Source organism: Nocardioides marmoraquaticus (assembly GCF_054777915.1).
The window spans coordinates 1-9,314 of the sequence record NZ_BAAHAA010000043.1; the positions used below are offsets into that span (position 1 = coordinate 1).

11 protein-coding genes are annotated in these 9,314 nt (G+C 73.5%); 3 read left to right on the forward strand and 8 right to left on the reverse strand.

Going from position 1 to position 9,314, the window contains the following annotated elements:
- Positions 1-328: 328 nt before the first annotated feature.
- The gene (locus ACYU8I_RS18595) at positions 329-973 is read left to right on the forward strand and encodes a class I SAM-dependent methyltransferase (RefSeq protein ID WP_460843777.1); all 645 of its coding nucleotides are present in this window, start codon (positions 329-331) and stop codon (positions 971-973) included.
- On the opposite strand, the gene ACYU8I_RS18600 is transcribed toward ACYU8I_RS18595, so the two are convergent.
- From ACYU8I_RS18600 to ACYU8I_RS18625, 6 genes are read right to left on the reverse strand one after another with little or no spacing between them, the layout of a single operon-like run.
- The gene (locus tag ACYU8I_RS18600) at positions 950-2,065 is read right to left on the reverse strand and encodes a prenyltransferase (protein ID WP_460843779.1); all 1,116 of its coding nucleotides are present in this window, start codon (positions 2,063-2,065) and stop codon (positions 950-952) included. The genes ACYU8I_RS18595 and ACYU8I_RS18600 overlap by 24 nt on opposite strands.
- Positions 2,062-2,784 carry a class I SAM-dependent methyltransferase gene (locus ACYU8I_RS18605; protein WP_460843781.1) on the reverse strand — a complete coding sequence of 241 codons (723 nt, stop codon included), beginning with the start codon at positions 2,782-2,784 and terminating at the stop codon, positions 2,062-2,064. Before ACYU8I_RS18605 ends, ACYU8I_RS18600 begins: the two co-directional genes overlap by 4 nt.
- A gap of 7 nt (positions 2,785-2,791) precedes the next feature.
- Positions 2,792-4,027, reverse strand: a complete 1,236-nt coding sequence (locus tag ACYU8I_RS18610; protein WP_460843783.1) for a glycosyltransferase family 4 protein — start codon at positions 4,025-4,027, stop codon at positions 2,792-2,794.
- Positions 4,028-4,051: 24 nt separating this feature from the next.
- Positions 4,052-5,020 (reverse strand): NAD(P)/FAD-dependent oxidoreductase, encoded by a 969-nt coding sequence (locus ACYU8I_RS18615; protein WP_460843785.1) that lies wholly within the window; start codon positions 5,018-5,020, stop codon positions 4,052-4,054.
- Between the two features lie 13 nt (positions 5,021-5,033).
- On the reverse strand, positions 5,034-5,567 hold the full coding sequence (locus ACYU8I_RS18620) for a hypothetical protein (RefSeq protein ID WP_460843787.1): 534 nt from the start codon (positions 5,565-5,567) through the stop codon (positions 5,034-5,036).
- Complete coding sequence (locus ACYU8I_RS18625) at positions 5,564-6,061, reverse strand: hypothetical protein (protein WP_460843790.1); 498 nt, start codon at positions 6,059-6,061, stop codon at positions 5,564-5,566. The genes ACYU8I_RS18620 and ACYU8I_RS18625 overlap by 4 nt, the downstream gene beginning before the upstream one ends.
- Positions 6,062-6,085: 24 nt before the next feature.
- Here ACYU8I_RS18625 and ACYU8I_RS18630 point away from each other — a divergent pair, with 24 nt between their 5' ends.
- The gene (locus tag ACYU8I_RS18630) at positions 6,086-6,787 is read left to right on the forward strand and encodes a potassium channel family protein (RefSeq protein WP_460843792.1); all 702 of its coding nucleotides are present in this window, start codon (positions 6,086-6,088) and stop codon (positions 6,785-6,787) included.
- Positions 6,788-6,793: 6 nt separating this feature from the next.
- Here the strand turns inward: ACYU8I_RS18630 and ACYU8I_RS18635 are convergent, their stop codons facing one another.
- Together ACYU8I_RS18635 and ACYU8I_RS18640 are read right to left on the reverse strand one after the other, a co-directional pair.
- The gene (locus tag ACYU8I_RS18635; protein ID WP_460843795.1) at positions 6,794-7,234 is read right to left on the reverse strand and encodes a VOC family protein; all 441 of its coding nucleotides are present in this window, start codon (positions 7,232-7,234) and stop codon (positions 6,794-6,796) included.
- Between the two features lie 24 nt (positions 7,235-7,258).
- The gene (locus ACYU8I_RS18640) at positions 7,259-8,557 is read right to left on the reverse strand and encodes an MFS transporter (protein ID WP_460843798.1); all 1,299 of its coding nucleotides are present in this window, start codon (positions 8,555-8,557) and stop codon (positions 7,259-7,261) included.
- Positions 8,558-8,626: 69 nt separating this feature from the next.
- Between ACYU8I_RS18640 and ACYU8I_RS18645 the strand changes: the two genes are divergently transcribed.
- On the forward strand, positions 8,627-9,184 hold the full coding sequence (locus ACYU8I_RS18645; protein WP_460843801.1) for a hypothetical protein: 558 nt from the start codon (positions 8,627-8,629) through the stop codon (positions 9,182-9,184).
- Positions 9,185-9,314 lie beyond the last annotated feature (130 nt).

Here is a 9,314-nt window from a genome sequence, read left to right on the forward strand (position 1 = left end):
GAACTCCTTGGGGTGGGGAGCGGGCATGGTCGACATCCTTCCAGCGGCGACAGATGTCGCCACAGATCAGATGACAATCGAACCTTCAGCAGTCCCGAACTCCTCGAAGAGCGGAGCGGTCCCCGGTCCCTGAGGTGCGAGCGGAGCGAGCCACGAAGGGCGCCCCGCCCCTTCGTGACGCCCCGCTCGTCCCTCACGGCGCTCCTCAGGGAGCGGCACACAGCCGCCCGTCCCTCGCGGCGCTCCACAGGGAGCGGCACAGAGCCGCCCGTCCCTCGCGGGGCTCCTCAGGGAGCGGTACCGCGGGGCCGGCTCTAGGCTCGCGGGCGTGGACGCGGAGCTGCTGGAGGTCGCCCGGGCGGCGAAGGGGTTCATGCCGGACGACGAGGGGGCGCTGCTGCACGAGACGGGGCTCGCCCACCTCGGCGACGGGCCGGGCCTGGAGGTGGGCACCTACTGCGGCAAGTCGGCGGTCTACCTCGGTGCGGCTGCCCGCGAGCGCGACAGCGTGGTCTTCACCGTCGACCACCACCGTGGCTCGGAGGAGAACCAGGCGGGCTGGGAGCACCACGACGCCTCGCTGGTCGACCCCGGGAGCGGCCGGATGGACACGCTGCCGCACGCCCGGCGCACCCTCGAGCGCGCGGCGCTCGAGGACGTCGTGGTCATGGTGGTCGGGCGCAACACGACGGTCGCCCGCCACTGGCGCACGCCGCTGGCGCTGCTGTTCGTCGACGGCGGCCACGCCGAGGAGCACGCGCAGGCCGACTACACGGGGTTCGCGCGCTGGGTGCGGCCGGGCGGGGCGCTCGTCGTCCACGACGTCTTCGAGCGACCAGAGGACGGTGGGCAGGCGCCGTTCCACGTCTGGCAGCGGGCGGTCGCGAGCGGCGCCTTCACCCCGACGACCACCGTGGGGTCGATGCGGGTGCTGGTCCGCAGCGCCGGCTCAGCGGGCGAGGACGTCGGCTGAGAGGTCGCGCGGGGAGCAGCCGCACTCCAGACCGATCTCAGCGAAGTGCGGGGCGAGGTCGTCGCCGCGCATGATCCCCGAGCCCGGCGTGGTGCGCGAGAGCGCGTCGACCGCGAGCACCACGGCGGCCGCGGTGTACGTCGTCTGCTCGCGCGGCCACACCGCGTCGTCTGGCCACACGTAGCCCGTCCAGTAGCCGCCGGCCTCGTTGCGCAGGTGCTGCACGTCGGCGAGCAGGCGCAGCGCCCGGTCCCGGTCGTCGAGGCAGTCGAGGGCGAGCACGAGCTCGCAGGTCTCGGCGCCGGTCACCCACGGGTTGGTGTCGACGCAGCGGATGCCGAGGCCCGGCACCACGAAGTCGTCCCACCGCGACGCGACCAGGTCGTGGCCCGCCCGCCCGCGGACGGCGCCGCCGAGCACCGGGTAGTACCAGTCCATCGCGAAGCTGCGCTTGTCGAGGAAGCGGTCGCGGTGCTGGCGCAGCGCGTGCCCGAGCCTGCCGCCGGCCAGCTCCCACTCGGGCTGCGGCTCCTCGAGCAGCGTCGCGAGCGCGACCCCGGCGCGCAGCGCCTGGTAGATCGACGAGGAGCCCGACAGCAGCGCCTGCGCGTTGGTGCGCCCGGGCTCGCCGCCCCGCCACTCCCGCGACCAGGCGACGCCCCCGAACGGCAGCTGCAGGTCCACCACCACGTCGAGGCCGCGGCGTACGACGGGCCACAGCCGCTCGACGAAGGCCAGGTCGCGCCTGACCCGCCAGTGGTGCCACACGCCGACCGCGAGGTAGGCGCACATGTTGGTCTCGGTGCTGTCGTCGACGACCTCGCCCTGCTGCCAGCGCATCGGCCAGGAGCCGTCGTCGCGCTGGGTCCGCGCGCACCAGTCGTACGCCGCCTCGGCCGCGGCCACCTCACCGCCGACCAGCGCCCCCATGGCGGCCTCGACGTGGTTCCAGACGTCGACCTTGTCCCACGGGCTCCACGGGATGGAGCCGTCGGGCTGCTGGGTGTCGGCGATGGTGCGCGCCGTCGCCGCGACGTCGGCGGCGCAGAGCAGGCCCGGCAGCTCGGGCAGCGTCACGGGCAGCGGGCTCATGCGGGCTTGCGCAGGTAGAGCACGAGGCTCTTGCCGATGAGCGGGTCGAGCAGCCGCTCGGCCGTGCGGGTCAGGCGCGAGATGCCGCGGGTGCGCATGATGTCCCACACGAGCAGCTGATGGTAGCCCCGCACCAGCGGGTGGCGGTCCTTCTCGACCCCGACCGCGCACTTGATCCACCAGTACGGCGAGTGCAGGGCGTGGGCCCACGACGTGCCCACGTGCTCCAGCCCGGCCTCCTCGAGCCGCGCGACGAGCGCGTCGCCGCGGTAGATGCGGACGTGGCCGCCCTCGTTGGCGTGGTACTCGTCGGACAGCGCCCAGCAGATGCGCTCGGGCAGCCAGCGCGGCACCGTGACGGCCATGGTGCCGCCGGGGGCGAGCACCCGCACCAGCTCGGAGATGGCCCCGGCGTCGTCGGGGATGTGCTCGAGCACCTCGGAGGCGACGACGCGGTCGAACTCGCCGTCGGCGAAGGGCAGCGACAGCGCGTCGCCCTGCTTGGTGTCGGCCTCCGCGCCCTCGGGCACCTCCCCCGCCTCGCGCATCCCCGCGAAGACGTCGGAGACGCCCGACAGCTCGTCGGCGTCCTGGTCGAAGGCGATGACGTCGGCGCCGCGGCGATACATCTCGTAGGCGTGGCGCCCGGCCCCGCAGCCCATGTCGATGACGCGGTCGCCCGGGCGCAGCCCGAGCCGGTCGAAGTCGACGGTCAACATCTGGGTGCTACCTCCTGGTGGTGCGGGCCCGCACCACGTCGTCGTACGCCGCGGCGGTCGCCTCGGCGACCGCGCGCCAGCTGAAGCGAGCGAGCACCCGCTGGCGCCCGCGGCGGCCCATCTCGGCGCGCCGGGCCGGGTCGTCGAGCAGTGCGGCCAGGGCCTGGGTGAGCTCGCCGACGTCACCGGGGGTGACCAGGTCGGCGCACTCGCCGTCGGGACCGACCACCTCGGGGATGGCACCCGCCCGGCTGACGACGAGCGGGGTCTCGCAGGCCATCAGCTCGGCCGTCGGCAGCGAGAAGCCCTCGTAGAGCGACGGCACGCAGGCGACCTCGGCGGAGCCCATCAGCCGCACCAGCTCGGCGTCGTCGATGCCGTGCACGAAGGTGACGGCGTCGGCGAGACCGAGCCGGTCGACGAGCCGCTCGGTGCGGCCGCCGGGCGTGGGCCTGCTCACCAGGACCAGGTGCACGTCGCGCTCGGTGCGGAGCTTGGCCACGGCCTCGAGCAGCGTGGCGACCCCCTTCATCGGGGCGTCGGCGCTCGCCATCGCGAGCAGCCGGCCGGGCACACGTGCCTCGCTCGGCGGCACGAACCCCTCGTCGACGCCTAGGGGCACGACCTGCACCCGCTCGGGGTCGACACCGAAGTCGCGCACCATGTCGCGCCGGCTCGACTCCGAGACCGTGAGGACCCGCTCGGCGGCCCGGGCGACGCGGGCCTGCATCCACAGGAAGGAGTACCAGCGCCGCAGCGACAGGCGCCGCAGCCAGGAGCCGGCCTGCGCGAGGTCGGTGGCCCGGTCGACGGTGATGGGGTGGTGGATGGTCGTGACCAGGGGCAGCAGGCGCTGCACGTCGGTCATGCCGAAGCCGAGCACCTGGTTGTCGTGCGCGACGTCGAACTCCTCGCGCCTGGCCTCCAGCAGCCGGGCCACGCGGCGGCTGAAGGTGCGCGGCTCGGGGAAGCCCCCGGCCCACATCTCCAGCACCTCGGTGACGTCGAGCAGGTCGCGCAGCTCGGAGGGTCGTGGGGTGCGGAAGGGGTCGGGCTCGCGGTAGAGGTCGAGGCTCGGCACCCGCGTCAGCCGCACGCCGGGGTCGAGCTCGGGGTACGGCGCGCCGCTGAAGACCTCGACGTCGTGGCCCAGCGCGACCAGCTCGCGCGAGAGGTGCCGCACGTAGACGCCCTGGCCCCCGCAGTGCGGCTTGCTCCGGTAGGACAGCAGGGCGATGCGCACGGGCCGGACTCTACTGAACCGAGTTCAACTGGCTTCGCTGGAGTGCCCCGGGAAGACGTGGGCGCTCGGGTCGACCAGCACCGCGGCGTTGTTGACCGCGGTCGCGACCTCGCCGAAGCCGACGGCGATCAGCCGGACCTTGCCCGGGTAGTCGGTGATGTCGCCCGCGGCGAACACGCGCGGGAGGTTGGTGCGCATCTGGGTGTCGACGCGGACGTGGCGGTGGTCGAACTCCAGCCCCCACGCCTTCATCGCGGTCAGGTCGGCGACGAACCCGAGGGCCGCGACGACCGTCTGGGCGGGGCGCTCCAGCACCTCGCCGTCGCCGGTGGTGATCTCGACCTGCTCGACGTGGTGCTCCCCCACGAGCCGCGTCACCTGGGCCGAGGTGACGACCTCGGTGCGCCCGGCCAGCACCTTGTCGACCGTCGCCCGGTGCGCCCGGAACGCCTCGCGCCGGTGCACCAGCGTCACCGAGCGCGCGATCGGCTCGAGGTGCAGCGCCCAGTCGAAGGCGCTGTCACCGCCGCCCACGATCACCACGTCGCGACCGGCGTGCTCGACGAAGGACGGCACGAAGTAGACGAGCCCGCGGTCCTCCCAGCCCTCGGCCGCCGGCAGTGGCCGCGGGGTGAACTTGCCCATCCCGGCGGTCACCACCACGACCGACGCCGTGACGTCGGTGCCGTCGTCGAGGTGCATCACCACGCCGTCCTCGCCCACGTCGAGCCCGGACGCCGTGCGGCCCAGGAGGTACGTCGCCTCCGCGCTCGCAGCCTGTGTGACCAGCTGCTCGACCAGCTCGCGGCCCTTGATGGCCGGGAAGCCGGCCACGTCGAGGATCGTCTTCTCGGGATACATCGCCGAGACCTGGCCGCCCAGCTCGGGCAGCGAGTCGACCACCACGACCCGCATGCCGCGGAAGCCCGCGTAGTAGGCCCCGAAGAGGCCGGCCGGGCCGGCCCCGACGACGAGGAGGTCGGTGTCGATCATCAGCCTGCGCCGATCAGAAGGAGTCCAGGAGGGCCACGCGCCATCCTGACCCGGTCGGCACCACCGTGACCAGCACCCGGACCTGGTCGGCTCGTCGCGCCGGCGACCCCTCGGCCGAGCTGACCTGGTCGACGAACACCAGCGCGACCACACGCTCGCGCGAGGCGCTGACGACCCCGACGTCGGTCGCGGTCGCTCGGACCGTGACCCGGGGGCCGACGACGCTGCGGCGCAGCCCGGCCATCTCCTCGACGTACTGCCGGCGGTAGCTGGCGCCCAGCACCTCGAGGGTCCGCTCGACCCGGGCGTCGAAGTCGCGCCAGGTGTAGGACAGCACCCGCTCGACCAGGGGTCCGGCGGCCTCGCGTCCCTCGCGGGCGGCCTCCGGCGAGGTGACCGGCACGGCGACGGTGGGCCGGTCGGCGGCGCGGGCGTCGCTCTGCTGGCGCCACCACAGCCCGGCGGAGAGCACCAGCGCGAGCACGACGCAGAGCAGGCCGAGGACGAAGGTGGCGCCGGGCCCGGTCCAGCCGAGACCGCGCCTCACCGGACGTACTCCAGCCGCGAGACCAGCCAGCGGCCGTCGACCCGCTCGAGCCCGACCCGGAGCCGGTCGCGCCGCTGGACGGGGTCGTCGCCGGTCCCGTCGCCCGTGTCGCGGTCGACCACCCGGCTGTCGGCCGCCACCAGCACCACGGCGTCGGACGACGACTGCTCGACGACACCGACGGCCCGCAGCGAGGCGTCCACGACGGCCCGGCGCTGCTCGACCCGGGCGACGAGCCGGTCGCGGCCGGCGCCGTACTCCTCGCGGAACCCGCCGGTCGCCCCGTCGAGCACGCGACCGGTGACGGCGTCCATGTCGGTGTGGTCGACCTCCAGGAAGGCCACCACCTCGGCGCCGGCCGCCGCACCGGGCCCGTCCGCGGCCCCGCGGTCGGTGGGGGTGGCGGGCCCGGAACGCCAGGTCAGCACGACGGCGACCACGAGCGCCACGGCCAGGGCCACGAGGGCCAGGTCGACGACCACCCACCTCCTCACGCCCGCGAGCCTAGACTGCGCGCCGTGGAAGCGTCGGGATCCTCGGCAGACTCCTCCCCCGGGTCGCCGGTCGAGGAGATGCGTCGCATCGGGCTGTTCCAACCCTCGGCGCAGCTGCTCGCCGCCCAGCTCCTGGCCGTGGTCCTCTACCCCTTCCTGCAGCAGAGCACGGTCGGCTCGGCCGTGCTCGGCGTCATCTCGATGGTGGCCGTGGGCCTGGCGATCAGGGTGGTGCGCGACACCCCGGCACTCTCGGTGGCGGCCGTCGCCGTGGGCATCCCCGCTGTCGCGCTCACCGTCGCGGAGGCGGTCTGGCCGGCCTCGGACGGCGTGGTGGTCGCCAGCGCGGTGCTGCACGCGGCGTTCTACGCCTACGTGACCTACAGCCTGCTGCGCTACCTCTTCCACGACGAGCACGTCAGCACCGACGAGCTCTACGCGATCGCGGCGACGTTCACCGTCGTGGCGTGGATGTTCGCCCACTTCTACGTCGCGGTCGACGTCCTGGTGCCGGGGGCGATCGAGCCGGTCAGCGACCAGGGAGCGCCGCGGTTCTTCGACCTGCTCTTCTTCTCCTTCACCAACCTCACCAGCGTGGGGCTCTCCGACATCCTGCCCGTGGCCGACGTGGCCCGGTCCGTCGTGATCCTCGAGCAGGTCTCGGGCGTGCTCTACGTCGCGATGGTGATCTCTCGCCTCGTGGCCCTGACGGTGCGGCGGCGGTAGACCTCGCTAGTCGAGGCAGAAGTCGTTGCCCTCGGGGTCGTTCATCCAGATGCAGGCCTCGTCGAACCCGTCGGGCTCCTGGCGCAGCACCACGCTGGCGCCGAGGTCGACCAGCCGCTCGGCCTCGGCGTCGAGCGCGGCCAGGCGCTCCTGCCCCGTCAGGCCGGGAGCCGCGCGCACGTCGAGGTGCACCCGGTTCTTGAGGGTCTTGCCCTCCGGCACCTGCTGGAAGAAGATCCGCGGCCCCGATCCCTCGACCGGACGGATGGCCGAGCGCGAGTTCCACATCTCCTCGGGCACCCCCGCACCCCGCAGGAAGTCGTCCCAGCTGTCGTGGCCCGGCGGGGGAGGCTCCTTGGCGTAGCCGAGCACGTCCGCCCAGAAGTCCGCCAGGGCGGCGGGATCCGCGCAGTCGAAGGTCACCTGGAGCTCACGGGTGGTCGCCATCGACCCACCCTCGCGCCGCTCGGCTCAGGCGTCCAGCCCGATGGCCTCGCGCTCGCGCGGGTCGGCCAGGATCCGGGCGCGCGCCCGGCGCCGGTAGCGCCACACCTGCACCAGCCCGAGCGCCCACAGGGGGTACTGCGCCGCCATCGCCCAGCGGAACGACTCCGGCGTGTACGCCGTGCTGGTGCCGGGGGTGCGCCAGTCGAGGACCAGGCCGATCACGACCACCAGCACCAGGCTGGCGTAGAAGCCGCCCTGGTTGATGATCCCGGTCGCGCTGCCGAGCCGCGAGACGGGGTTGGAGGTGCGGCCGACGTCGAAGCCGATCGCCGACGCCGGGCCGCCGATGCCGGTCACGACCACGAGCAGCACCAGCACGGCGTACGGCGCGGGGCCGGGCCAGACGAGCACCAGCGTCCACGCGGCGACGATCGCCGCGACGATCCACAGCACCATCGTCGAGCGGTGCCACGGTCGCGCCCCCACGAGCACCCCGAGGACCGGTCCTGACGCCATCATCGTCAGCACCATGAGCGTGAGCAGCAGGCCCGCGGCGGCGGACGACTGCTCCTCGCCGCGCACGAAGAACGGGTAGCCCCACAGCAACGTGACCGTGGTGGCGCTGAACTGCGTACTGAAGTGCATCCAGAACCCGAGCCGGGTGCCCGGGTGCGCCCACGACGCCGCCAGGCTCTGCCGGACCACGGTGAGCGAGAGCCGCTGCCCCCGCAGGTTGCGGCCGTCGGGGGTGTCGTGCAGCACCACGAGCAGCGCGACGGCCAGCACCACACCGACCGCGGCCGCGAGCAGGTAGGCGCGGGTCCAGCCGAGCTGGGCCAGCGCCCAGGTCATCGGGATCGCCGCGACGACCGCGCCGAGCTGGCCGGCGGTCGCCGTCAGCTGGGTGACCAGCGGGATCCGCCGGCGGGGGAACCAGCTGCTGACGAGGCGCAGCACGCAGATGAAGGTCATCGCGTCGCCCACCCCGACGAGGCCGCGGGCCAGCAGCGCCGCCGGGTAGCTCGAGGCGAGCGCGAAGCCGGTCTGGCCGGCTGTCAGCAGCACCAGACCGCCGAGCATGACCGAGCGCGACCCGTAGCGGTCGAGCAGCAGGCCCACCGGCACCTGCATCACCGCGTAGACCAGGAGCTGGAGCATGGTGAAGGTCGCCAGCTGCGCGGCGCTGACGCCGAAGCGCTCGGTCGCGACGAGGCCGGCGACGCCGAGGGAGGAGCGGTGGAAGACCGCGAGCACGTAGACGGCGATGGCGACCGACCAGACCGTCCAGGCACTGCGCCGACGGCGGCGGGTGGGGGCGGTCACTGACCCGATCGTACGCCGCCCCCGCCCCGGTGCTGGTGGCGTGTGGTGCGCCGTGCCAGGCTCGTGGGCATGCGAACCACCACGCGCCTCGCCCGCATCGCCGCCCTCCCCCTCGCCGCGACCCTGCTCGTCGCCTGCGGCGGCGGCGACAGCGGCTCGAGCAGCTCGGGCTCGTCCGACGACGCCTCGCCCGAGGCCTCGGGCGACTCGTCCTACTGCCAGGAGCTGGAGCAGGCCCAGGACTCCTTCGCCGCGTTCGACAGCGCCGACCCGCAGCCCGAGCAGCTGCAGGAGGCGTTCGACACCTTCAAGCAGCTCGCCGACGACGCCCCGGCCGAGGTCGAGCCGGAGTGGCAGACGATCAGCGGTGCCGTCGAGACCCTCGAGACGTCGCTCGACTCCATCGGCCTCGAGATCGGCGACCTGACCACGCTGCAGCAGGGACAGGTTCCCGAGGGTGTCACGCAGCAGGACCTGCAGAAGGTCGCCGCCGACCTGCAGGGCCTGGCGAACCCGGAGTTCGCCGAGGCGGGCCAGAAGATCCAGGAGCACGCCCAGTCGGAGTGCGACATCGACCTCGGTGGCGGCGCGGGCGAGAGCCCGAGCCCGTCGCCGAGCGAGAGCTGACCTAGCTGTAGTTCCCCGGCAGGTTGTGAACGGCGAGGCGTAGACGAATAGCGAGGACCTTCGGTACGGAGGGGTTACCACACCAACCTCTGACCGAAGGTCCTCAATGACTCACGCTAACGCTCCACTG

What these genes read in the sequence shown, in the direction of transcription:
- ACYU8I_RS18635 (WP_460843795.1), bottom strand. Translation starts at nt 7,234, where the DNA reads ATGGCGACCACCCGTGAGCTCCAGGTGACCTTCGACTGCGCGGATCCC.
- ACYU8I_RS18600 (WP_460843779.1), bottom strand. Translation starts at nt 2,065, where the DNA reads ATGAGCCCGCTGCCCGTGACGCTGCCCGAGCTGCCGGGCCTGCTCTGC.
- ACYU8I_RS18645 (WP_460843801.1), top strand. Translation starts at nt 8,627, where the DNA reads ATGCGAACCACCACGCGCCTCGCCCGCATCGCCGCCCTCCCCCTCGCC.
- ACYU8I_RS18615 (WP_460843785.1), bottom strand. Translation starts at nt 5,020, where the DNA reads ATGATCGACACCGACCTCCTCGTCGTCGGGGCCGGCCCGGCCGGCCTC.
- ACYU8I_RS18605 (WP_460843781.1), bottom strand. Translation starts at nt 2,784, where the DNA reads ATGTTGACCGTCGACTTCGACCGGCTCGGGCTGCGCCCGGGCGACCGC.